The sequence below is a fragment of the uncultured Aquimarina sp. genome, from assembly GCF_947492115.1.
Taxonomy (GTDB): domain Bacteria; phylum Bacteroidota; class Bacteroidia; order Flavobacteriales; family Flavobacteriaceae; genus Aquimarina.
Genome location: NZ_CANLMM010000001.1, coordinates 541,451 through 565,784, shown reverse-complemented (window position 1 = coordinate 565,784; position 24,334 = coordinate 541,451). Strand labels below are relative to the sequence as shown.

Annotated in this window: 28 protein-coding genes; 20 read left to right on the top strand and 8 right to left on the bottom strand. The window is 32.6% G+C overall.

All coding sequences use genetic code 11. The features are described from left to right. Nucleotides 1-111 precede the first annotated feature (111 nt). The gene (locus Q1A73_RS02575; protein WP_299601219.1) at nucleotides 112-789 is read right to left on the bottom strand and encodes a DUF2461 domain-containing protein; all 678 of its coding nucleotides are present in this window, start codon (nucleotides 787-789) and stop codon (nucleotides 112-114) included. Nucleotides 790-979: 190 nt separating this feature from the next. Between Q1A73_RS02575 and epsC the strand changes: the two genes are divergently transcribed. The 9 genes from epsC (at nucleotide 980) to recQ (ending at nucleotide 9,995) form a co-directional block, all read left to right on the top strand. Then, complete coding sequence (epsC, locus tag Q1A73_RS02570) at nucleotides 980-1,771, top strand: serine O-acetyltransferase EpsC (RefSeq protein WP_299601218.1); 792 nt, start codon at nucleotides 980-982, stop codon at nucleotides 1,769-1,771. After that, nucleotides 1,771-2,655 carry a cysteine synthase CysM gene (gene cysM / locus Q1A73_RS02565; RefSeq protein WP_299601216.1) on the top strand — a complete coding sequence of 295 codons (885 nt, stop codon included), beginning with the start codon at nucleotides 1,771-1,773 and terminating at the stop codon, nucleotides 2,653-2,655. The genes epsC and cysM overlap by 1 nt, the downstream gene beginning before the upstream one ends. A gap of 135 nt (nucleotides 2,656-2,790) precedes the next feature. Continuing rightward, on the top strand, nucleotides 2,791-4,779 hold the full coding sequence (pulA, locus tag Q1A73_RS02560; RefSeq protein ID WP_299601214.1) for a type I pullulanase: 1,989 nt from the start codon (nucleotides 2,791-2,793) through the stop codon (nucleotides 4,777-4,779). Nucleotides 4,780-4,827: 48 nt separating this feature from the next. Continuing rightward, nucleotides 4,828-5,232 (top strand): RDD family protein, encoded by a 405-nt coding sequence (locus tag Q1A73_RS02555; RefSeq protein WP_299601213.1) that lies wholly within the window; start codon nucleotides 4,828-4,830, stop codon nucleotides 5,230-5,232. Between the two features lie 185 nt (nucleotides 5,233-5,417). Then, nucleotides 5,418-6,041 (top strand): hypothetical protein, encoded by a 624-nt coding sequence (locus Q1A73_RS02550; RefSeq protein WP_299601211.1) that lies wholly within the window; start codon nucleotides 5,418-5,420, stop codon nucleotides 6,039-6,041. A gap of 101 nt (nucleotides 6,042-6,142) precedes the next feature. Further along, entirely contained in the window at nucleotides 6,143-6,463 is a 321-nt protein-coding gene (locus tag Q1A73_RS02545; RefSeq protein ID WP_299601209.1) for a hypothetical protein, read from the top strand. Nucleotides 6,464-6,516: 53 nt separating this feature from the next. Then, nucleotides 6,517-7,245, top strand: a complete 729-nt coding sequence (locus tag Q1A73_RS02540; protein WP_299601207.1) for a thioredoxin family protein — start codon at nucleotides 6,517-6,519, stop codon at nucleotides 7,243-7,245. A gap of 186 nt (nucleotides 7,246-7,431) precedes the next feature. Beyond that, entirely contained in the window at nucleotides 7,432-7,803 is a 372-nt protein-coding gene (locus Q1A73_RS02535) for a VOC family protein (RefSeq protein WP_299601206.1), read from the top strand. Between the two features lie 71 nt (nucleotides 7,804-7,874). After that, nucleotides 7,875-9,995, top strand: a complete 2,121-nt coding sequence (gene recQ, locus Q1A73_RS02530; RefSeq protein ID WP_299601203.1) for a DNA helicase RecQ — start codon at nucleotides 7,875-7,877, stop codon at nucleotides 9,993-9,995. Nucleotides 9,996-9,998: 3 nt separating this feature from the next. Here the strand turns inward: recQ and Q1A73_RS02525 are convergent, their stop codons facing one another. From Q1A73_RS02525 to Q1A73_RS02510, 4 genes are all read right to left on the bottom strand, one after another. Next, on the bottom strand, nucleotides 9,999-10,643 hold the full coding sequence (locus Q1A73_RS02525; RefSeq protein ID WP_299601200.1) for a hypothetical protein: 645 nt from the start codon (nucleotides 10,641-10,643) through the stop codon (nucleotides 9,999-10,001). A gap of 71 nt (nucleotides 10,644-10,714) precedes the next feature. Beyond that, a complete protein-coding gene (locus tag Q1A73_RS02520; protein ID WP_299601197.1) occupies nucleotides 10,715-11,848 on the bottom strand; it encodes an NAD(P)/FAD-dependent oxidoreductase in 1,134 nt (377 codons plus the stop codon). A gap of 3 nt (nucleotides 11,849-11,851) precedes the next feature. Beyond that, on the bottom strand, nucleotides 11,852-12,502 hold the full coding sequence (locus tag Q1A73_RS02515; protein WP_299601194.1) for an MOSC domain-containing protein: 651 nt from the start codon (nucleotides 12,500-12,502) through the stop codon (nucleotides 11,852-11,854). Between the two features lie 58 nt (nucleotides 12,503-12,560). Next, nucleotides 12,561-13,349 carry a tRNA pseudouridine(38-40) synthase TruA gene (locus Q1A73_RS02510; protein ID WP_299601191.1) on the bottom strand — a complete coding sequence of 263 codons (789 nt, stop codon included), beginning with the start codon at nucleotides 13,347-13,349 and terminating at the stop codon, nucleotides 12,561-12,563. A 149-nt stretch (nucleotides 13,350-13,498) separates the two neighbouring features. On the opposite strand from Q1A73_RS02510, the gene Q1A73_RS02505 reads away from it, so the two are divergent. Both Q1A73_RS02505 and Q1A73_RS02500 read left to right on the top strand, forming a co-directional pair. Beyond that, on the top strand, nucleotides 13,499-13,876 hold the full coding sequence (locus Q1A73_RS02505; RefSeq protein ID WP_299601188.1) for a LysM peptidoglycan-binding domain-containing protein: 378 nt from the start codon (nucleotides 13,499-13,501) through the stop codon (nucleotides 13,874-13,876). 183 nt (nucleotides 13,877-14,059) lie between these two features. Then, nucleotides 14,060-14,380, top strand: a complete 321-nt coding sequence (locus Q1A73_RS02500; RefSeq protein ID WP_299601185.1) for a hypothetical protein — start codon at nucleotides 14,060-14,062, stop codon at nucleotides 14,378-14,380. Nucleotides 14,381-14,401: 21 nt separating this feature from the next. Here the strand turns inward: Q1A73_RS02500 and cmk are convergent, their stop codons facing one another. Together cmk and porQ are read right to left on the bottom strand one after the other, a co-directional pair. Continuing rightward, nucleotides 14,402-15,103 (bottom strand): (d)CMP kinase, encoded by a 702-nt coding sequence (cmk, locus tag Q1A73_RS02495; RefSeq protein WP_299601183.1) that lies wholly within the window; start codon nucleotides 15,101-15,103, stop codon nucleotides 14,402-14,404. After that, nucleotides 15,103-16,122 carry a type IX secretion system protein PorQ gene (gene porQ / locus Q1A73_RS02490; protein WP_299601180.1) on the bottom strand — a complete coding sequence of 340 codons (1,020 nt, stop codon included), beginning with the start codon at nucleotides 16,120-16,122 and terminating at the stop codon, nucleotides 15,103-15,105. Before porQ ends, cmk begins: the two co-directional genes overlap by 1 nt. Before the next feature lie 280 nt (nucleotides 16,123-16,402). Between porQ and Q1A73_RS02485 the strand changes: the two genes are divergently transcribed. From Q1A73_RS02485 to Q1A73_RS02465, 5 genes are all read left to right on the top strand, one after another. Next, nucleotides 16,403-17,437 carry a rod shape-determining protein gene (locus Q1A73_RS02485; RefSeq protein ID WP_299601178.1) on the top strand — a complete coding sequence of 345 codons (1,035 nt, stop codon included), beginning with the start codon at nucleotides 16,403-16,405 and terminating at the stop codon, nucleotides 17,435-17,437. 62 nt (nucleotides 17,438-17,499) lie between these two features. Next, entirely contained in the window at nucleotides 17,500-17,811 is a 312-nt protein-coding gene (locus Q1A73_RS02480) for a helix-turn-helix transcriptional regulator (protein ID WP_299601176.1), read from the top strand. 41 nt (nucleotides 17,812-17,852) lie between these two features. Continuing rightward, nucleotides 17,853-18,452, top strand: a complete 600-nt coding sequence (locus Q1A73_RS02475) for a short chain dehydrogenase (protein WP_299601175.1) — start codon at nucleotides 17,853-17,855, stop codon at nucleotides 18,450-18,452. A 51-nt stretch (nucleotides 18,453-18,503) separates the two neighbouring features. Next, nucleotides 18,504-19,289 carry a PhzF family phenazine biosynthesis protein gene (locus Q1A73_RS02470; protein WP_299601173.1) on the top strand — a complete coding sequence of 262 codons (786 nt, stop codon included), beginning with the start codon at nucleotides 18,504-18,506 and terminating at the stop codon, nucleotides 19,287-19,289. A gap of 92 nt (nucleotides 19,290-19,381) precedes the next feature. Next, a complete protein-coding gene (locus tag Q1A73_RS02465; protein WP_299601171.1) occupies nucleotides 19,382-20,074 on the top strand; it encodes an aspartate/glutamate racemase family protein in 693 nt (230 codons plus the stop codon). A gap of 23 nt (nucleotides 20,075-20,097) precedes the next feature. Here the strand turns inward: Q1A73_RS02465 and Q1A73_RS02460 are convergent, their stop codons facing one another. Then, entirely contained in the window at nucleotides 20,098-21,612 is a 1,515-nt protein-coding gene (locus Q1A73_RS02460) for a DEAD/DEAH box helicase (RefSeq protein WP_299601169.1), read from the bottom strand. 175 nt (nucleotides 21,613-21,787) lie between these two features. Here Q1A73_RS02460 and Q1A73_RS02455 point away from each other — a divergent pair, with 175 nt between their 5' ends. The 4 genes from Q1A73_RS02455 to Q1A73_RS02440 all read left to right on the top strand — a co-directional run bounded on the left by Q1A73_RS02455 (nucleotide 21,788) and on the right by Q1A73_RS02440 (nucleotide 24,282). After that, complete coding sequence (locus tag Q1A73_RS02455) at nucleotides 21,788-22,657, top strand: alpha/beta hydrolase (RefSeq protein ID WP_299601168.1); 870 nt, start codon at nucleotides 21,788-21,790, stop codon at nucleotides 22,655-22,657. Nucleotides 22,658-22,729: 72 nt separating this feature from the next. Beyond that, nucleotides 22,730-23,215, top strand: a complete 486-nt coding sequence (gene msrB / locus Q1A73_RS02450; RefSeq protein ID WP_299601167.1) for a peptide-methionine (R)-S-oxide reductase MsrB — start codon at nucleotides 22,730-22,732, stop codon at nucleotides 23,213-23,215. An 85-nt stretch (nucleotides 23,216-23,300) separates the two neighbouring features. Further along, complete coding sequence (gene msrB / locus Q1A73_RS02445) at nucleotides 23,301-23,702, top strand: peptide-methionine (R)-S-oxide reductase MsrB (RefSeq protein WP_299601166.1); 402 nt, start codon at nucleotides 23,301-23,303, stop codon at nucleotides 23,700-23,702. A gap of 73 nt (nucleotides 23,703-23,775) precedes the next feature. Then, the gene (locus Q1A73_RS02440) at nucleotides 23,776-24,282 is read left to right on the top strand and encodes a hypothetical protein (RefSeq protein ID WP_299601165.1); all 507 of its coding nucleotides are present in this window, start codon (nucleotides 23,776-23,778) and stop codon (nucleotides 24,280-24,282) included. Nucleotides 24,283-24,334: the final 52 nt, after the last annotated feature.

The following is a 24,334-nucleotide window of genomic DNA, read 5'->3' as shown; positions in this document are numbered from 1 at the left end:
TATATGAACCTAAATGTTGTAGCTCATTTCATTTTTTAAGATTTTGTTGATTTATGTTGTGGTTAAAATTCGATTCTAATAGTCGCAAATACTGGTAAAAAATTACACGAATTACTCTAACAGAGAAACGCCATTTAGATCCGTTGTCAATACATCACTCATATAGTCAAAATATGGTCGTAAAAGTCTATAATGATATGTAAGATTATCTAAAAAACCTTCTGAAAAGACTTCTTTATCCGTAAAGCTCTTGGTAACAAAAAAGGACTTATTTTTTATCAAATCAATCGCAGGATGTTCTTTACTAAAACCTTTTGGTGCAGTTTTTACCTGATAGTCTGTATTAAACCCTCCAAACGCTTTTTGAAACTCTGCATTAGATAAAATCTCACGAATTTCTTGATCATCCATTTCAAATTCCTTTCTTATACGTAGTAAATCTTTAGGTTCTGGACCAAAAAAACCACCTGCCATCTGGGAATTTCCAGGTTCTAATCTAAGATAATACCCTCCACGTCTATGCGCTCCAGCACGACTAAAACTTACACTTCGATGTACATTATAAGGTGTCTTATCTTTACTAAATCGAATATCTCTATTAATTCTAAAAACTTTTGTTTTTTCTATTTCATCCTCTTCATTTAATCTATCTACAACTGCAGCATAAAAAGCTTTTAGTTCCTTCTCATTAGATTGATATCGCTTTTTATGTTCTTGCATCCAATCACGGTGATTATTTTTTTTTAGATCTTTTAGAAACTCAAAAGCTGTTTTTGGTATCATATTCATATATAAAGTTTGGCATTTAAAATTACTAAAATCTATAAGCCATCACTAAGTTTAACGTAATTTTATGTATAAATCGGAATTTTTGAAGCGAGATGTTATAATTCCGTAAAAAATGTAAGTATTTACAAAGAATTAGGACTTCTCTATTTCTTTATTCTATATATTTACTAGACTTTTCAAAACAGGCACAATGACTAAAGAAAAAGATCAGGTTATAGCTAAGATTAAGGAGCAGAAAAAGAATCCTAATCTAAAACTAAAATTAAAAGAAAGAACAGAGTATTTTACTAATCTTCTTTTCTACACTTTATTCGATTCTGATACAGAAGTAGAAAAGAATATAGACATTCTCGAAAAAACTTTCGAGGAGCTAGTTGATCTTGCCTGTTGGGAAACTGAAAAACCTTGTAGTAAAATTTGGCAATCCTATTTAGAGAAACTGCCAGAAATATTAGAAAAACTAAATAAGGATGCAGATTCTTTTATGAAAAGTGATCCTGCGGCCAATTCTATAGAGGAAGTGTATCTTGCTTATCCTGGATTCTATGCTATTGCTATTTATAGATTAAGTCATGAATTATTAAAATTTGGTCTACCATTAATACCAAGATTGATGACTGAATATTCTCATAGGCTTACAGGAACAGATATTAATCCTGGCGCAGAGATTGGAGAATCGTTCTTTATTGATCATGCAACGGGTATTGTAATAGGTGAAACTGCCATTATAAAAGATAATGTAAAAATTTATCAAGGAGTTACTTTGGGAGGTTTATATGTAGATAGAAAACTACGAAATGTAAAAAGACATCCTACAGTAGAAAATAATGTTACGATTTATGCCAATGCTACTATCCTTGGTGGTAGTACAGTGATTGGTGCTAATAGTACCATTGGTGGTAATGCCTGGATTACATCCTCGGTACCAGAAAACTCTGTTATATCAAATACATCAGAAATAAAGATCAAAAAAGTTATTTAATGTCCCATAGCATTTTAGACCTCATAGGAAACACGCCTTTGGTAAAAGCTACTTCCTTAATAAAAAATCCAAATATTACATTATATCTAAAATTAGAAGGTCACAACCCTGGCGGAAGCGTCAAAGATCGTGCGGCTTATAATATGATTAAGTCTGCTCTAGACCGCGGAGATATTGATCAATCTTCTAAACTTATCGAAGCTACTAGTGGAAACACTGGTATTGCCTTAGCGATGATTGCTGGTATTTTTAAGTTGAATATTGAGTTGGTAATGCCCGAAAACTCTACGAAAGAGCGTGTGCAAACCATGAGGGCTTATGGAGCAAAAGTAACGCTTACCTCTCAGGATGTTGGGATTGAAGGTGCACGTGATTATGCTGAAGCTAAAGTAAAAAACGAAGGGTACATCATGCTGAATCAATTTGCCAATGATGATAACTGGAAAGCTCATTACAAGACTACTGGTCCAGAGATATGGAAAGATACAGATGGGCAAATCACACACTTTGTATCCTCTATGGGAACCACAGGAACTATTATGGGGACTTCTACTTATCTCAAAGAGCAATCTAAAGATGTTCAGATTGTTGGAGTACAACCCACTGATGAATCCAGAATTCCAGGAATTAGAAAATGGCCAAAAGAATACCTTCCTAAAATATTTAATCCTTCAAAAGTAGATCAGGTAATCGAAGTTAGCCAGGAAGAAGCGACAGAAATGGCGAAAAGATTGGCCAAAGAAGAAGGTGTCTTTTCTGGGATGAGTAGTGGCGGGTCTGTAACCGCAGCATTAAAACTAGCAGAAACCTTAGAAAGCGGTGTTTTAGTAGCCATTATTTGTGATCGAGGAGATCGATATTTAAGTTCTGATTTATTTTCATAATTTACACTACCCTTAATTCTTATAATAACCATTTAACCAATTAATCAACCAGCAGTAGTTAGGATGGGATTAGGTATATCGATCTAATTAGATTGGCACTTAAGATGATTCTTTCTATAATAAACAAACCAGTAAATGAAACGTATATTTTTATACCTTTTTGTTATATCTTGTAGTATCTCATGCACAGAAAAAAATATAACCTATTCCAGTTTTGAGGAATACCCTACTCCTTCAGAAACAAATCTTTGGGTTGATTACACCAAAGAGACTACTACTTTTAAGATTTGGTCTCCTATTGCAGAAAAAGTTCAATTACACTTATTCCAAAATGGTGACGGAGGTTCTGCTTTAGAAAGCATTTCTTTAGATCTTGATGTAAAAACCGGTATTTGGAGTTCCAAAATCAATAAAGATCTAAATGGTACCTATTACACCTATCAAATCATGCATAAAGGGAATTGGTTAGAAGAAACTCCTGGTATTTATGCTACTGCCACTGGTGTGAACGGTAAAAGAGCGATGGTATTAGATTTTGATTCTACAAATCCTGAAGGATGGAATGAAGATAAAGGACCAACCATAAAAAGCCCTAATGAGGCTATTATCTATGAGTTACATATTAGAGATATGACAATTCATACGCAATCTGGATCCAGTAAACCAGGAAAATATTTAGGATTGGTGGAAAAAGGAACCAAAGGACCAGAAAATGTTAGTACTGCAATTGATCATTTAAAGGAATTAGGTATCACGCATGTCCACCTATTACCCACTTATGACCACTACTCTATCGATGAAACAAAATTAGATACTCCACAATTTAATTGGGGATATGATCCGCAAAACTATAATGTTCCAGAAGGATCTTTTTCTTCCGATCCTTATAATGCTAAAGTGAGAATCACGGAATTTAAACAAATGGTGAAAGCATTCCATGATCATGGAATTGGTGTCATCTTGGATGTCGTTTATAATCATACAGGAAGAACGGAAAACTCGAATTTTAATTTAGAACTCCCTGGATATTATTACCGCCAGTGGGAAGATGGTAAATTTTCTGATGCTTCTGCCTGCGGAAATGAAACAGCATCAGATCGCATAATGATGCAAAAGTATATCACCGAATCAGTAGCGTTTTGGGCAAAAGAATATCACTTAGATGGTTTTCGTTTTGATCTGATGGGAATACATGATATCGAAACTATGAATAAAGTTGCCGAGAATATAAAATCAGTAAACCCAAACATATTTATTTATGGCGAAGGTTGGACAGCAGGTGACTCTCCTCTACCGATTGAAAAAAGAGCACTGAAAAAAAATACTTTAGAAATGCCTAAAGTTTCTGCATTTAGTGATGACCTTAGAGATGGTTTAAAAGGATCTGTTTTTGAAGAAAAAAGTACTGGTTTTGTAAGTGGGGCTAAAAACACCGAAGAATCTGTAAAAATGGGGATTGTAGGAGCTATTCAACATCCACAAATTGCTTACGACAAAGTAAATTACTCGAAAGCTCCGTGGACTAATGAGCCTTGGCAATCGGTTTCTTATGTTTCTTGTCATGATAATCATACCGTTTTTGATAAACTAAAAATTTCCAGAGAAGATGCTACGGATGAAGAATTGGTTGCAATGCAAAAACTTACCAATGCTATCGTTATGACCTCTCAGGGAATTGCCTTTATGCATGCTGGGTCCGAAATGTTGCGTACTAAAAACGGAGAGCATAATTCTTATAATTTACCCGATAGTATTAATCAGATCGATTGGAATTGGAAAAGCAACAATGCTGATGTTGTTGACTATTACAAAAATCTAATCCGATTACGAAAAGAGCACCCAGCTTTTAGAATGAATACTGCGGATGAAGTAAGAGAAAAACTAACCTTTGTAAAAGACTCTAAAGGATTGATTAGTTATAAAATCAGCAATCATGCCAATGGTGATAAATGGAAAAATATTTATGTGATCTACAATGCCAAACCAGAGCGTTTAACTTACATGTTAGAAGGTTTCTGGCGTGTAGCAGTTCTAGGTGATGATTTTGATTTTGAAGGTAAAGAAATGATGAAAAATTCCATCTCTATCCCACCAATATCCATGGCGGTTTTGTTTGAGGAATAAGTATACTCAACATTGCAGCACGTTAAATTATAAATCCAAGAGTACAATATGCCAAAATATTTTTTAATTAAAAGAATAACTGCGGGGTTGATTGACTATACAATATGGTTTGGTTTATTCTGGTCCTCTTTATCTCTATTCGGAGAAAAAACTGTTGTAAGAACCTATGAATTTGATTATGGTTGGATATTTTTTATCGGACTTTGGATAATTGTCATGATTATTCCTGAGACATTATTCCAAAGTACTATTGGGAATCTATTACTAAAGTTGAAAGTAGTCAATGAAAATGGCGGAAAAATAAAATTTTCGCAATCCCTTTTGCGACATTGCGCTGACATGATTGACATGTGGCCTCTAGGTTTGGTTGGTATTTTGACAATAAAGTACAGTAAAAAACATCAACGTTTAGGAGATATGATTGGTAAAACAATCGTTATAGAAAGAAACTGAAAACGTGCTTCAATAAAATATATTAGAATTATAGCAACAAGTTGATGAATAGATTGGTTTGCGTAGTTTCAATAATGTGCAATAGCTGCAAAATTGAAAGCTAGCTACCAATTCACAGAAAAGTCAAAAAATAAGGTAACATTTTGCCTTTCTACGACACATATATTAAACGTTATTTGTAGTAATTGAGAATACTAAAAAAAATATTTAAATCGAAAAAACAAGCTGACTTAGAACTAATCAGCAATCCTAAAGTTTTATTTAACAATAAAATAAGTGTATTTGAAATTACCCTATCTAGACATAAAATTGGGGATAGTGTTAATGAATTAAGGCTAGATGAAGTCATTTTAACTGGACTTGAAACATACCCTAAGAAGACAGAAGGCAGGATATGGAAAGATGATAAAACTTTTGTTTTAATTAATGGAAAAGAAATTGAATTTACCCTTAAAGAAAGAATTGAAGCAGTTATAAATGAAGGTGGTTGGATCGGGTATAAAGATGGATCTCGATTCAGAATTAAAAATGAAAAAATCACCTCTTTTTCTTTACATCTCGAAAGACTTTCTCCTTACTCGGAATTAAGTAAAAAAAGCATAATTCAGAAGCTAGGAAAAAGAGTGAAAATAAAAGAAACGTATGAAGAATTTGACGGTACTCTTTTTCATACTGATATTATGAATTTTGAAAGATTAATTTCTATTACTTGGGATGACTGGGATAAAAAAATATTAGTGATATCTTTAGGTGATTTGGTAAAAGAAAAATTAGATAACACATTAAGTCGCGTCATGCAAAAGGAATAATATTTACAAAATTAATAACATATGTAAAATTTTATCAAAGAGTAAGGTAACATTTTGCCTTGCTATGACACTTATAATAAATGTTGTGCATTATTAAAAAAATGGCATTTCCTAAAAAAAAGTCTCGAAGAATTATAGTTAATAACCACCAATATAGGTGGATGGTTAAAGGTGATTTTTATGGTGTTATGCTTTTAATTATTTCTGAAGAATATAATGGACAAAAACTATTCGCAAATTTCAGACATAGTATAAATGGAGAAAAATCTTGTATGTACGATAATCCATTTATTATTGAACCTGAATTAGTTAAAAGAACTATTCTTTTTGGACTATCAAAAGGCTATTCACCCAACCAAAAAGGCAATGACTTAAATTTAGGCGATTTGAGTCAACAATTAGTTTTAAATTTAAAGAACTAGAGCAAAGTATAATAATTTATTCTAAAGAATTCTGAATTATAAAACTAACAACTATGAAAAAAATAATTCTATTAGTATTAACAATTACAATATTTTATTCTTGTAAAAATTCAAAAAAAGAGGAGTCTGAAACGAAAATTCAGAAAAAATCATTTGCACAATCTGAAAAATTCATAAAACAATATATTGAAGATTCTCAAAAATATTGGGACCAAAATGATAATGAAAATGCGTTAAAATATGATGACTCGATTAAGCAAACTATTTTGAACAGTTTTATTAAAGATTATAAATTTAAATCCATTAATAAAGATATTTACAATACGGCTAAAAGAAAAAAACCTCTTTTCTTACAGGTGACAGCATCTTGGTGTGCCGCATGTAAATTCGAAGTTACAGCATTAAATAAAATAGTTGAAAAGTATAGTAATCAAGTAGATTTTGTACTTCTATTTTGGGATACTCAATCGGATTTAGAAAAACTTGCGCCTGATTATAATAAAGATATAGTTTTAGTTCCCTCTCAAGAAAAACATCCTGATCCACATACAATCGATATTTCTGGTTTTAGACATATTATGGGATATCCAACAAATTACTTGATAGCTACAGATAATGAAATAATTAATTTTTCTTCGGGAGCAAAAATTCCATCAACTTTTACTGATAAAGAAGGAAAAGAAATTATAATTACAAAAGAACAAGCCAATAAAGAAAATTATGAGAGACTTGAATCCGAAATTCAGGAATTGATAGAAAAAAATAGTAGTAACAAAGTGTAAAATTTATCAAAACACAGTATCAAAGAGACTTTATATCAGATGTAAGAGAAACCTAGCTAACTCAATAAAATTATTTCTAACTACAAATCCCATTTAATTACAAGCATTTAAGTTTCAAATGAGTGTTGTAACCAGTTAAACTAAAATTTCTTTACATTTATAACATAACAACCAAACCATATAGATATGAAATTAGGCGCTTTTTCAATTAGTTTAAGTGTAAAAGATATTAATGTTTCCAAAGAATTCTATGAAAACTTAGGATTCGAAGTTTTTGCCGGAAGTCTGGAAAAAAACTATCTCATTATGAAAAACGAAACCACCTTAATTGGTCTGTTTCAAGGAATGTTTGAAAATAATATCATCACTTTCAATCCAGGCTGGGATCATAATGCAAGTACTCTAGAAAACTTTGATGATGTTAGAGAAATTCAAAAACACTTAAAAAGTAAGGGAATACAATTACAAAAAGAAGCTGATGAAGATTCTAAAGGCCCAGCAAGTGTAGTACTAACTGATCCTGATGGCAATGCCATTTTATTAGATCAGCATGTTTAGACTTGAGAAATAATTCATAAACTTTAGTTTCGAAAGTTTAGATTTACTACCTTTTTCCGTTCTTTGCAACTATGCCAGAGAAAGAACAAATTTACACTACACTCAAGGAGTATTTTGGGTATGACAGCTTCAGACCATTACAGGAAGATATTGTAAACTCTATATTTTCTGGTAATGACAACATGGTTGTTATGCCTACTGGTGGCGGAAAATCTATTTGTTATCAATTACCTGCTCTCTTACTTCCTGGAATTACATTGGTTATCTCGCCTTTGATTGCTTTAATGAAAGACCAAGTGGATGGATTAAAAGCAAATGGTATACAAGCTGCCTATGTAAATAGTAGTCAGAATGAAGATGAACAACAAGAGATTTATACTCAGCTTCAGGAAAAGCAAATTCAGCTACTATACATAGCGCCAGAAAGCTTAAGTTTTATAGACAATCTTCTTTCTCAGATAGAAATCAGTTTAATCGCTATTGATGAAGCTCATTGTATTTCGGCATGGGGACATGATTTTAGACCTGCTTATACCCAATTAGGATATCTAAAAAAGCGTTTTAATGAAGTTCCAATTATAGCACTTACTGCTACAGCAGACAAGGCAACAAGGAAAGATATCTGCGAACAATTAAACATTCCTAATGCCAAATTGTTTTTAGCCTCTTTTGATCGAAAAAACCTTAGTTTAGAAGTTCGTCCTGGAAATAAAAGAATAGAACAAATATTTGACTTTCTGGAAGATAAAACTGAAGAAGCAGGCATTATCTATTGCTTGAGCAGAAAAACTACCGAAATGCTTGCAGAAAAACTCCAAAATCAAGGTTTTAATGCTGAAGCATATCACGCAGGTATTGCACATGAAAAAAGAGCTTTAGTACAAGAGAATTTTATAAATGACACAACGCATATAGTCTGTGCTACTATTGCCTTTGGAATGGGAATCGATAAATCTAATGTTCGCTGGGTAATTCATTACAATTTACCTAAAAACATAGAAGGGTACTATCAAGAAATTGGTCGTGCCGGTCGAGATGGATTACCATCTTCTACCCTACTTTTTCATAGTTTTGCGGATGTTATTCAATTACAAAAATTTGCCACAACATCTGGTAATCATGAAGTACAGATGGCAAAATTAGATAGAATGAAGCAATATGCTGATTCTTTAAGTTGTAGAAGAAGAATACTGTTAAGTTATTTTGGCGAATTGATTGAAGAAGATTGCGGTAATTGCGATGTTTGTAAAAATCCTCCGAGTTTTATAGATGGAACCATAATTGCTCAAAAAGCACTATCTACAGTAGTTAGAATAAAAGAAGAAGAACCTATGGGAACTATTATTGATGTTCTTAGAGGTGCTCAGAATGCTGTGGTAATTGATAAAGGATATCAACATCTAAAGACCTACGGAATTGCCAATGATATATCATGGCAAGATTGGCAACAATATATCATTCAGTTAATCAATCAAGGATATCTCGAAATCGCCTTTCACCAAAATAACAAACTTAAACTCACCCAACTTTCAAAAAAGGTATTATTTGAAGGTGAAAAAGTAAGTTTGGCGAATTTAGCAGAATTTGAAAAAATTAAAGAAACTGCTGCACAACAAACGAAACAGCGAACAGCAAATACATTATTCGACAAATTAAGAGAACTACGATTGCAACTGGCAAAGGAAGCTGGAATTCCTGCTTATCAAATCTTTAACGATGCATCGCTTAAAGAAATGGAAAAAGTAAGACCGATGAGTGATGAAGAATTTATGCAAATCAGCGGTGTGGGTAGATTGAAAATGCAAAATTATGGATATCAATTTATTAAAGCTATCATTGATTATTCATCCGAAAAAATAAAAAAGAAAAAAAAGTCGGCTAAAAATAAAGGAAACTCATTTAAAGAAACTCTAACTTTATATCAACAAGGTCTATCTATCGAAGAAATTGCTGAAGTAAGAAAACTAGCGCAATCCACCATTTTTTCTCATATTATGAAATTATATAACGATGGAGAAGATATAGATCTCCATACATTCATAGCTAAAGAAGATGTGAAAGCTGTAAGAGTTGCGAAAGAAGCGTTGGATAATCCGGATACATTAAAACCCTACTTCGAGCATTTTGAACAAGCTATGGATTACAATACGATTAAATTAGCACTTGCCATTTTAGAAAAAGAATCAGCCTAGTAGTTAATGATCTGTTATCGAAATTAGCTGATAAAAAGGACCTTGATCACAACCATCCATTCCATGAATAATACCAGATTCTATAAGTAAAAGATTATGTTCTTTAGAAAACCAAACATTTACAATACTTTGGTATAACTGGCAGTTCTCATTTATATCTGTACCTCCATTACAACAAAAACCATGAGATGATATTCTACGAAGATGAATTTTATCACTTGTATACTTTTGATCCTCGAGAGTAAAAGCAAGCTTGTGTTTATTATTGATATCATTAAGATGATTAAACTTCGTGATTTCTTTCAACGTTCGGTAGTTATCTTCATTCAAAAGCTTTTGCACCTTCTTATAAGCTGTTTCTAAATCGTGAACTAAAAGTTCTGTTGCTTCTTCTCCTGGATATAACATAATTTCATCTAAAACCCTTCCATCTTTAGCGCTAATCTTTTGTAGCTTTGTTTCAGTAGATACGCAACAGGAATATTGACTATATTCTATTAAATAATGTGATCCATCGTCAGAAATAGCAGGAAAGTTGTCCACTACTAAATTATCACCGTAAAAATCAACAAAGGGCTTAAAATATTTTTGAGCGATTGAAACATACCCAATAAAAAAGAATGCTATAAGTATGAATTTGTTCTTCATTTTATACTGATTTTCAAAAATCAAATTTCATGTATACATGAAAAACATAAAACACCATAAACCGTGAAAAACTATGTACTCTTTCTAAAAATATCATCTGCTATGATCTTAGAATCATTAACAATAGTTCCTAATATTCCGCCAAGTTTATAATTATCAAAACCAACAAAATATAAACCTTGATGAATCCCTGTTCCTATTACATTCTTAGGAACTCCGTATGAATCTAATAAACCATCCGTGTTTTCAATAAACTGCTCAACTTTAGCACGATATCCAGTAGCTAAGATCACAACATCAACACTTATTTTAGTTCCGTCTCTAAGCTTTACACCTTTTTCATAAAAGGAATTGATATCTCCTACCACTTTTATTTTTCCAGATTTAATTTGTCTTACGGTACCGAGATCAATTACTGGCGTTTTACCTGTTTGCTTAAGATGATCAATTGGATCTTTTTTAGAAATAGAGATTCCGTGTTTAGAAAGATCTCCAATGACAATTTTTCGAACTTGCTTTCCAATCCATCTTCCTAATCCAAAGGGTAGTTTCTCCAATTTTTTAGCAGTAATCTGTACTGGACGTCCATTGATATCTCTAGGAACAATTAATAACGGACTTCGTACGGATATACTAACATCTATATCATGCTCACTAAGATCTAATGCTAACTCAGCTCCTGTATTCCCCATACCTACAACCAATACCTTTTTCCCCTTAAACGGCAAAGCGTTCTTATAATTCCTGCTATGCATGATAGCTCCCAGAAAATCACTTTGATTTTCCCAAATCGGTATAAATGGAGTTCTATTTATTCCTGTGGCAATAATAACATTATGAGCCTTGTATGAACCATTATTCGTATCAACGCCCCAATAGTCTTCTTCTTTTTTTACTGAATTTGCAGTGGTATTAAAACAAGGTCGAATATCAAAATGTTCTGCATACTTCTCATAATATGCTGCTAATTTAGTTTTAGGTACATATCTAGGATAGTCTACCGGAAACTCCAAGTATGGTAAATGAGAAAGCTCTTTTACCGTATGTAGTAACAATCGATCATAATGGTTATGCCAACTCCAAGCTATTTTATCAGTTTGCTCGATGATCTCAAAAGGAATATTTTGTTTTCTAAAACGTCCTGCTACTGCCAGACCTGAAGGTCCCGCTCCAATAATCAGATTCTTGGTTCTCCGAACATCCATATACTATTTAGAAATTGAGCTTCCGTAGCGGTTTAGGATATTTTTTTTATTGTTTGTAGTAACGAAAGGATCATCGATTGCCTTTTTGGCCAAAGCTTCATGAGAATTCTGGTCATAAAAAAGTTTGTACATATCCTGAATAGAAACTCCTTCTGTATGTAGTTCTTGTGGAATCAAAACATCATCTTTTTTAACCAAACCGGCAGTCAATACTCTTACATATACGCCTGGCATTAATGCTTGTATAAATTGTTTCAAAATAGTTTGAGTTCCAAAACGAACTCCCAATTTATAACAAGGTTGTCTTGGTTGCGTTACCTGAACCACAGCTTCACCAAGATTATATATGCTTCCGATGTTTATAATGCGCTCATCTAATCCCAAAACTGTAAGGTTTTCGCCAAACATACCATAATTCCAATCGAGATCTGGATACTTCTCTTTCCAATAAGGGTAATGCTCTGCAGCATATAAGTAGCAAGCTTTGTCTACACCTCCATGAACTCTTCTATCAATCACATGATCACCCTTCACATCTTCTTTATCTAAAAAAATAGGTTCATCCACAGGATACTTATAAATACCTGTTTTTACTTCTTTTCCTCTCCAAGATATGGTTTGAGGTTCTCCGATATTTGTTGATATTACTTTCATCTAATCACATATTTTTTGTAAAACTATGCATCACCACCTAATAATGTATTCAAATATTTTATTCCTGTAACTCCACAGAATTTAATATCAAACCAGAACCAGGAACAATGTGTTCTAATGTTATTTTCTCATGATTGGGATCCAATGTGTTTTTTATAAATTCTAAATCAATTTTACCCTTTCCTAAATCTAATAGAGCCCCCATCATCAATCGTATTTGATTTCTTTTAAAACCAACACCTTTAACCCTTAACATATAACTTGTATTTGGAAAAAAATTAGCCGTATACAAATCATTCTTTGTAATCTCACAAACTAAAATTTCTCCATGAACGATTGTATTCTCATTAGGACGATGGCAATAAGATCTATAATTGTGCTTACCCTCGAACAAGGTTGCTGCCTGCATCATACTCTCGATATCCAGATCTTCTATTACATTATACATAAAAGGTGCAGAAAATGGATGAAATTTCTTTCCGAATGAGAATAAGTACACATATTCTTTGATCTTGGGATGTTGTATGATATTAAAATTCTCATCTGTCTCTTGTATACTCAAAGCTCTAATATCTTGGGGTAAATTTTGATTGAACAGTACAAAGAAATCTTTTAACTCTAGTTGCTTATGATCCACAAACAACTCTATATACGCTTCATTGGCAGATACCTTGGCATCTGTTCTTCCTGCTGCTAAAACTTTAAAATCTTTATGATCTAAAACATACGTAATAGTACGTTCCACCATCCTTTGCAAAGTATTCACGTTAGGCTGTTTTTGCCAACCATGATATCTAAAACCTAAATATTGAAGTTGAATAAGGTAGTAGAAACGTTTTCGAAACATGTAACTAATTTTTATAACAATTCGAATATAGATAAATTCTGCATTTTGTCGATTATTTCCTCTTTTTTAATCTTCATATATGCTAAAATCAACTGTATAAATTATTATATTTGAGTAAATCTAATTAATAATTTTAAATCAACTTAGTTATGGTTAAAGCAAAATATCAAGATGTTTTAGATCTTGGACAGGAATTAAATATTCAAAACGGGGATGTAACTGAAGAGAATGGAGTTCTTAAAGTAAAAGGAACTGCTAACACGCAATATGAAAAAAACCAACTTTGGGATAAGATTAAAGAAATCGGTGGAGAAGCTCCATCAGATATTGAAGCAGATATAGATGTAGCCGATAATTCTGTTTACCATAGACATACAGTAAAAAGTGGAGAATCTTTAAGTAAAATTGCAAAGCATTATTACAAAGATCCTATGAAATACAAGGAAATTTTTGAGGCAAATACGCATATTTTAAAAAATCCTGACGTAATCCACCCAGATCAAGAATTGATCATACCTAATCTATAAGACATATTAGATATCATATATAATTAGATCTTCTTAACTATTTAAGAAGATCTTTTTTTTGTCATAAAAGTAGGATAAACACTCTAAACATTCGTTAATTATCAAGATTTGGCGATTTAAAAAAATAAAATCACTAATTTTACGGCTTTACCGTAATTACGCTTCACCAAATCCGGTTTTGATATGAGATCAATTTTACTTTTAGTTGCATTAGCGATTGGGATATCTGGCTATGGACAAGTTTTATCTAAAACAAATATCATCTTCGAATCTAATAAAACTGTAGTATTAAATAATGGTAAGGAATATAAAATTCTTAAAGAAACACCGTTGTATGCCATTTCGGATACTTCGATTCCTCTTAAACATACGGTAAAAGAAAAAACCTTAATCCTAAATAGAGTTCTTTTGATACAAGAAAAAGACGAACCAAAAGAACTGATAGAATACATCAAAGGTAAGATGTTTTTCTACGAACTAAGAGATACAAAAAGTACCGAATGATTTAAGTCAATAAATCAGTAGTTATTGGTTATTTTTTTCAATAGTATTTTGAGCAAGGTCTAAAATCTGCTGAAATTGTTCATCTAATGTTAGATTAGAATTATCAATTTGTATAGCGCCTTCCGCTTTGCGAAGTGGAGAATCTTTCCTTGTGCTGTCTATATGATCTCTATTCACTACATTTTTAAGAACATCTTCATAGGTTACTTGATCACCTCTTTCTACAAGTTCTTTATACCTTCTCTCTGCTCTATCCTTTGCCGTTGCTGTCATAAACAACTTCAACTCGGCATCCGGGAAAACTACCGTTCCAATATCTCTTCCATCCATGACAATCCCCTTATCTTTGCCCATCAATTGCTGTTGTTCTACCAACTTCTTTCGAACTTTCGATACCGCGGCTACAGGACTTACTAATCTAGATACTCCAAGCGTTCTAATTTCTTTTTCTACGTTTTTATCATTAAGAACAACTTCTGCCAGTCCAGTTTCAGGATTTACTTCAAATTTTATTTGTATTAAAGGAAGGCTATTTTCTAATGCTTCTTGATAAAAATGATCACTGCCAATATATCCTTGTTTCATGGCATACAAGGTAACGGCACGATACATTGCACCCGTATCGACGTATATATATCCTAATTTTTTAGCAAGTTGTCGTGCTACGGTACTTTTTCCAGTAGAAGAATACCCGTCTATTGCAATGATAATTTTTTTATTCACTATTGTAAGTTTACGTTGACACCAAAAGTACTTGAAGATGCTGCCGAATTATAACGCGCATAGGAATAAGCGAACCTAAACTTTCCTAATTTCAGAGAAAAACCACCACTTAATCCTGCAAAAGATCGTTGGTCAACTATCCTTAATTCTTCTGATCTTCTAAAATTATATCCTAATCGAACATTAAATCCACTTTCGGGAAAAAACTCTAATCCTACTACTACATGACGCAGAGCATTATTTAAAAAACTTGGATCATCAGCTTCGACATTACCTTCTAAGTCGGTGATATCTCTAGCAGGATTTCTAAAAGCTACATCCCAAACCTGTAAATTCTCTAATGTTAAATTCCATCGTATAGGGACATTTTTTAATGTTTGTGCAATTCCCATATCTACGGATAAAGGAAGATTTTCTCTCGTTTCATCATAGGTTGTAAACTGTGTTCCTAAGTTTCTTACTGAAAGACCAAAATCAAACTTTGTATCAGGATTATGATATATCAAACCTACATCAAGAGCCCCTCCGATAGAAGTATATTCTTCTAATTTAGAGGATATAAATTTTCCATTAGCCCCAACATGAAAATTAGAATTAGGAATCGTATAAGCATAACCTACTGAGATTGCAACTTCACCAGCTCCAAAATCTCCTGTCTCATTTCCAAACTCATCAAACCCGTCAAACCTTCCATAATTTATATATGTAACTCCAGCGTGAAACATCTGTCTATTCCGACCAAATGCTTTAGCATAAGCTACTGACCCATAATTTACATCTGCTATATAATTAACATAATTTACGGACAGTTGGTTATCCATCTCTCTATTGATCGCAGCAGGATTCAACATAGCATCTGTAGGATCCATACTATAACCGGTAACGTACTTACCGCCAAGGGCAGCTTGCTTAGGTGAAGAAACCAAATTAAGGAATTGATACGTATACCTACCTCCTATTTGTGAATAGGTAAATGTGGTTAAAAACAGGAATACTAGAAATATGTAGTTACGCGTCATCAGCAGCAAAAATAAAAGAAACTAACTGGAAAACGGTAGTTAGCCATAAAAATTTTATAACCGTTTAAATAAAACCTAAAACACCTTAAAAACCAATATCGCATATGTATTATTAGCTGAAAAACATCATTGCAAATCCCTAAGAATTACACTAAAAGCACTAAAATGTTACAAAAAACTGAATATCAGTTATTTAAAGAATAACTGACAATATAATAACCATCTTGGAGTTATTATCAATTAGCAACTCAAATCTAAAAACTAACTTAACACACAAAACATGGGCTTATTAGACTTTCTAACCAATAAAATTGCTGTTGATTTAGGAACAACCAATACTTTAATTTCTCATAAAGGTAAAATAGCAATTGATGTCCCCTCTATTATTGCGGTTAATAGATTAAGTGGAAAAATAATAGCAGTCGGAAAAGAAGCCAGCTCTATGCGTGGTAAAATCCATCAAAATATTAAAACCCTATATCCGCTAAGGAATGGCGTTATTGCCAACTTTGATTTATCAGAAAAAATGCTAAAAATATTGATCAAAAAAATTTCTGATATCAGCAATGCCATATTTATAAAATCATATAAGATGATTATTGCCATTCCCTGCGGAATTACGAAAGTAGAAATGAGAGCAGTTAAAGAATCTGCAAGACGTCTTAACGCCAAAAATGTGTATCTAATTTCTGAACCCATGGCAGCAGCTATTGGCGCAGGAATCGATGTATTGCAACCTAAAGGACATATGGTTATTGATATTGGTGGTGGTACTACAGATATCGCAGTCATTACACTTGGAGGGATTATTTCTGGGCAGTCCGTAAAAATTGCTGGAAACGTTTTTAATAATGATATCATCCAATATGTAAGAGAAAAACATAATTTACATATTGGAGAAAGTACAGCAGAAGAAATTAAAATTAAAGTAGGATCTGCCATCAACGTTTTGGAATCGCCACCGAAAAAAACCACGATTAGAGGAAGAGATGTACTTACTGGCAAGCCTAAACAAACTTTCTTAACGTATAAAGAAATTTTTAAAAGTTTGGATAAATCAATTACTCAAATCGAGAATGCTGTCTTAGAAACCTTATCAGATATTCCACCGGAAATTTCGTCAGATATCTATAATACAGGAATCTTTCTTACAGGAGGAGGATCTTTATTACGAGGTCTAGATAAGCGATTTTCTACTACTACAGAATTACCTGTTTATACAAGTGACAACCCTCTAGAAGTAGTAGTAAAAGGAAGCGATATGGTATTAAAAAACATAGATCGATATAGTAATGTGTTAATTAGAGATATCTAGTAAACAAAACATAGGTGTACAAAATATACATATTTATAAAATTAAATATGTATATTTGTCTTATGAAAAGAGACCAAGTATTAGAAATTAAAAAAGCCTTAGCTAATGCTACCCGTTTAGACATTTTAAAATGGCTTAAAGATCCGGCTAGTAACTTCCCACCTCATTCCGAATTAGGTCACTTTGATTTTGGGGTTTGCGGTCAATTTATTCAAGAAAAATCAGGTTTATCACAACCTACAATCTCTAATTATCTTGCTACTATGCATAAAGCTGGTTTACTCATACCTACTAGACACGGTAAATGGACTTATTTCCAAAGAAATGAGAAAACAATACAAGAGTATATAAACGAAATGAAGAATAATTTATAAAAAATTTACAACAACATATTTATAAAATTAAATATATAATTATGAAAATCTTAATAATTGGATCTACTGGAACTATTGGAAAAGAAGTGTATCATCATTTAAAAGATTCCCATGAAGTTTTTGGCGCACATCGAAATAGTAATACCTATCCAGTAGACATAACAAACAAAGAATCTATTATATCGCTATTTGAAAAGTTACCAAAATTAGATGCTGTAATAAATGCTGCAGGTACCGCTTCTTGGAAACACTTTCAAGAATTAACAGAAGAAGATCATTATATAGGAATACAGAGTAAATTAATGGGGCAAGTAAATCTTATACATATAGCTAAAGATTATTTAAATGATCAAGGATCTATAACACTAACTACCGGTATTTTAGCCGAACATTACGAACCAAAAGCTTCTGCCCTTTCTCTAGTTAATGGGGCAATACATAGCTTTGTGCATAGTGCATCCCAAGAATTGGAACGAGGTATTAGACTAAATACGGTAGCTCCTGGAGCCATAGCTGGTGATTTCCCCAAAGATCAAAAATTTGCTGGTTATTTTCCTGTAGAAATATCAGATGTTGTGAAAGTATATGCGGAAGCAATTACCGGTAATAAAACAGGACAAGTATTCAAAAAATATGAATAGCACATTAGCAATTAACTAAAACAATAACAAAACCATTTTAAAATTAAACTCATGAAAATTCCTATTTATCAAATAGATGCTTTTACTCAAAAGTTATTTGGAGGTAATCCTGCGGCAATATGTCATTTACCACATTGGTTAGACGATGAAACTCTACTAAATATTGCCATAGAAAACAATTTAGCCGAAACTGGATATTTTGTAAAGAAAGATGATATTTATGAAATTAGATGGTTCATGCCTTATGCCGAAATTGATCTATGTGGTCACGCTACTTTAGCTGCTGCCTTTGTTATTTTTAATTATTTAGACAATTCTATCGACGAAATTACTTTTTCTTCAAAAAGCGGCATTTTAAAAGCTAAAAAAGAAGAAAATGGTAGTATCACATTAGATTTTCCATCACGACCACCTAAACAGATTGATATCCCTCAAGAGGTTTTTAAAGCATTTAACTCCACTCCCATCCAAGCGTTTGCTGGAAGAGATTTATTACTAACTGTAGCTTCTGAGGAAGAAATAATAACCGAAGAACCTAGATTAGAATTATTAAAAGGACTCCCTTATTTATGTACTATTATTACTTCTGAAGGAAATACATCTGATTTTGTATCTAGAGTTTTTGATGCTAATCCAGACATCCCTTTAGAAGATCCAGTAACGGGATCTGCTCATTCAGCATTAGTTCCTTTTTGGGCAGAAAAATTAGGAAAAACTAAACTATATGCTAGCCAACTTTCTAAGAGAGGTGGAGAATTGTTTTGCAAACTAGAACAAGATAGAGTGTTTTTAAGCGGATATGCCGTTCCTTACTTAATCGGTAACATAGAAATATAAACTCTTAAACAATGAAATAAACCACAGTGAATAGGTGAATCTAACTATTTATACGAAAACTTCATTGAACAATGAAAAATAAACATAAACAAATGAAAACTATAGGTTTAATTGGTGGTATGAGTTGGGAATCCTCAGCTATCTATTACGAATTATTAAATAAACTAGTAAAAGATAAACTTGGTGGATATCATTCTGCGAAATCAGTAATGGTATCCGTTGATTTTGCAGAAATAGAAAAACTTCAGAAAAAAGATGACTGGAAAGCACTTACTAAACATATGATTGCATCATCCAAGCAATTAGAAAGAGCTGGAGCGGATTTTATAATTCTCTGTACAAACACAATGCATTTATGTAGCGAAGAAATTATAAACAACACAACAATTCCGTTTTTACATATAGCAGATGCCACAGCTGGTAAAATTAAATCTAAAGGATTACGAAAAGTGGCATTGCTAGGCACCAAATTCACGATGGAAAAAGATTTTTATAAAACGATACTTCATAAATATGGTATCGAGGTAATCATTCCTGAGTTAGTGGATAGAGAACAAATTCATCGAATCATATACGACGAATTGGTACTTGGAAAAATTGAAGATGATTCAAGAGAAACCTTTAAACATATTATCGCTAAACTTAAAAATGATGGTGCCGAAGGTGTAGTTCTTGGTTGTACAGAAATACCACTATTGATTCAGCAAAATGACGTAGATCTTCCTGTTTTCAACACCACAGAAATTCACGCAGAAAAAGCAGTTCAGATAGCATTAGAAGTATAAACTTTAAGGAGTATCAAACTTACCTATAAAAATAATTGATTAATCTTAGATCGAAGTTTTCTTTCGTAATCTTCTTGTAACCAATCTCTATAATTTTTTGTGCTTTTACTAATACAATAAGAATATCTACGAACTCTATATTCTATATCTTGATTTAGCAGCTTGCTAAGGATTCGTGCGTCGAATACGTCTTCGCTATTTTCTACGCACATCTTAGCATGCTGTTCGATGGATTTTTCCAAAACACTTTTGCTGCGTAATCCGTATTTTTTGATATTTGCATATTCAGCCTCTATATCAAATTCGATATCTGTAGATTTACTAAACTCTTTACGAATCTCTTCTGGCATTACATACTTAAAATTACGCTCGATTTCTTCATCACTGACCAAACTATCATAATAAAAGTCTGGTGATCTAAATATGGATTGCCAATCAATATCACCATTCCAAAGTCCAAATCTAGCTGTATTATTTCCCATATCTATGATGGAAAATTCTGGTTTGTTAGGCAATATTCTAGAACCTCTACCAATCATCTGGAAGTATAAGGTCAATGATTTAGTAGCACGATTAAGAATAACAGTTTCTACCGTAGGTTCATCGAATCCAGTGGTCAGAATACTAACTGAAGAAAGTATCGCATCATCAGTATTCTTAAACCATTTTAGAATGTCCGCTCTTTCTTGTTTGCTATTGGTATTATCTAAATGTCTAATTGGATATCCAGCTCGATTAAACACATCATATACCTGAACAGAAGTATTGATTCCATTATTAAAAATTAGTGTTTTCTTACCTTTCGCTCTTTCTTCGTAAGCCTTGAGTAACTTATCTTGCATTAAAGCATTAGTATATAAATCTTCGGATGATTTTACAGTATAATCTCCGTTCATACCAATTTTTAAAGAACCAAGCCCAACATCATACGTAAACGTTACTGGTTTTGCTAAAAATCCTTTGTTAATTAAGGATGAAATGGTATCCCCTACTATTAGCTCCCTATAGTTATCCTTCATAGGTAGTTTCATATTAGAGCTTAAGGGAGTTGCGGTAACACCAAGAATAAAACAATTGTTAAAAAAACGAAATAACTTCCTGAAAGAATTATAATGTGCCTCATCGATGATTACCATTCCAACATTTTCAATTTCCAATTGGTCATCATTCAATCTGTTATTTAGTGTTTCTACCATCGCTACAAAACACATATATTCATGCTGATCTTCTAGCTTTTTTACATTACTGTTAATGATCTTATTTTTTACATTAAATTCAGTAAGCATTCTAGATGTCTGATCACAGAGCTCTATTCGATGAGTTAGAACAACTACTTTTTTCTTAGTAGTTTCGATATACCTTCTTACAATCTCCGAAAAGATTACCGTTTTACCACCACCTGTTGGTAATTGATATAATAAATTATAACTATTAGGAAATTCGTTTAGACGCCCAAAAATTTTATCAATATCTCTCGCTTGATAATCATAAAGTACTTTCTGTTCCTTTTTTTCTATTTCAGAGGGCGGTACCCGCATGCCGTTTTAGTTAAGAGTAAACTACAAAATTAAATACTTTATAAGCGTCTAAAAAAGAATTTATAAAATATATTTTGCTTATATTTTTAAGCTTTATACAAATGTTAATTAATCACAATATTTAGCTCTACTAATTCTGATGAATTAATTTTAAAGTGTATTTCAAAATCGCATAGTGAATAAAATTGATAAAGATCAAATACCTGTTCAGGCATTATTAATCCCAAAAACAATTTTGTATACAGGTAAAATTCTAAATTGGATTTCTCCTTTTTTAGCGTCTAGGTTTGGGGCTCGATTATTTTTAACTCCCTTCAGATATAAACGGCCGGAGCGAGAAAAAAACATGGCTTTAGAAAGCAAGAAAGAAATCATTACTATCAAAAAAATAAATAGAGAGGTTGTGGTATATAATTATGGTAATGCTGATACCAAAGTTTTATTAGTGCACGGATGGTCAGGCAGTGGTACACAATTATCTATGATTGCAGATCGATTGTTGGACAAAGGATTTAGCACGGTTAGTTTTGATGCTCCAGCGCATGGTGAAGCTCCTGGAAAAAGAAGTAATATGCTTCACTTTATAGAAGCAATTCACCAATTAGAAAAAACTCATGGCCCTTTTACAGCTGCCATAGGCCATTCTCTTGGAGGAATGTCATTATTAAGAGCTACTAAATTTGGATTAAACATCCAAAGACTTGCTATTATTGGAACCGCTAATAGTATCACTAAAATAACGCAAAACTTCGCGAAAAACTTACAGCTAAAACAAAAAACAGCGAAATTGATGAAACGATTTTTTGATAAACATTATGGAGAAGATCTGGACAATTATTCTGGTGGTGTGTCCGCGGAAGGAGTTAAAATACCCACATTAGTCGTTCACGATAAACAAGATGTTGATGTGCATTACAATGATGGAATAGAGATTCATAAGAAATTAGAAAATGGAACATTATTACTAACAGAAAAACTTGGCCATAGAAAAATACTTGGCAATCAAGAAGTCATCAATAAAATTGTAGACTTTGTTGTAGTTTGAGATAAATAGTATTGTTATGAAACCTCATAATCAACGACTATTGATAAGAAGTAAAAGAAAAAATTGAATACCATGAAAAAATTAATATTGTTATGTGTGAGCATACTTGTAATAAGTTGTACAGGAAACGCACAAAAAGACACGAAAAAAGAAAAGAAAGAATATGCTATTACTAAAACGGAACAAGAATGGAAAGAAATTCTTACGAGTGAACAATATTACATACTAAGACAAGCCGGTACTGAAAGACCATTTTCCAGCCCTCTTAACAAAGTATATGCAGATGGAACTTTTTATTGTGCAGCTTGTAATACTGCTTTATATGAAAGTAAGCATAAATTTGATAGTGGAACAGGATGGCCAAGTTTTGATAGGGCTGTTAAAGGGAATGTAACCGTAGATGTAGATTATAAATTAGGTTATGCTAGAACCGAGTTATTATGCAATACCTGTGGAGGTCATTTAGGTCATGTATTTAATGATGGTCCAAGAGAAACCACTGGACAGAGACATTGTATTAACGGGGATGCATTAGTGTTTCAACCAAAAAAGAAATGATAGAATAAGTAATTTGGATTCAGCTCGTACTTAATCTAAATGATCATAATCGTGAATCTTTTGATTACTAAAAAACAACAAATAGATGAAAAAATATCCGTTCTATAAAACTGAAGAACAATGGAAAAAGGATCTAACCGAAGAGGAATACAGAGTATTAAGACAAAAGGGAACGGAAAGACCTTTTACCGGAAAATATAACATCCATTCTGAAAATGGCACTTACAAATGTATGGCCTGTAATACACCATTGTTTGAAAGTTCCTCTAAATTTGATTCAGGATGTGGTTGGCCTAGTTTTGATGAATCTATCGAAGGAAGTATTGAATACGTTAGAGATACTTCTCATGGAATGATCAGAACTGAAATATTATGTGCTAATTGTGGAAGTCACTTAGGACATATATTTAATGACGGACCGACAGAAACAGGACAACGTTATTGCGTAAATTCTGTAAGTATTGATTTCGATCAATCTTCACAATAAAAACAAATAACTAATTTTTGGAACGCTTATTGATACATACTTGTCATATCAAAACAACAAATAATTACACATTATGAAAAAGATTTTTGGACTTTTATTTTTCGCAACATTATTATTTACTTCTTGTGAAGGTGATCCAGGACCTCCAGGACCACAAGGTATTCCGGGTCAAGATGGAGAAATTGGAACTACATATGAGTTCACAACTAGTTTTACTCAGGCAAATGATTTTGGGCATCGTTTCTTTTTTAACGAAAACATATTTGATTCTGACGTAGTATTAGTATATAGATTAGAGGCCGTGGATAATGGCTTAGACGTTTGGGAACCGCTTCCAACAGCTACTATATTTATAGATGATGGGAATGGCGGTGATATCACTGTTCTTTACCGATTTAACTTTACAGTTGGAGATGTAGACGTATTGTTAGAAAGTAATGCACCTGATTTAGTACCGGCAGATTTGACTACTAATCAAACGTTTAGAGTGGTAGTTGTGCCTGCAGCTTTTGCAGAAAATACAGATATCAACCTAGCAGACTTTAATGAAGTTCAAGCAGCTTTAAATTTAGAATTTTAATCCTATAAATATTTTAGCAATCACGCTAGATATTCTAAAAAAGTAAGGAAAA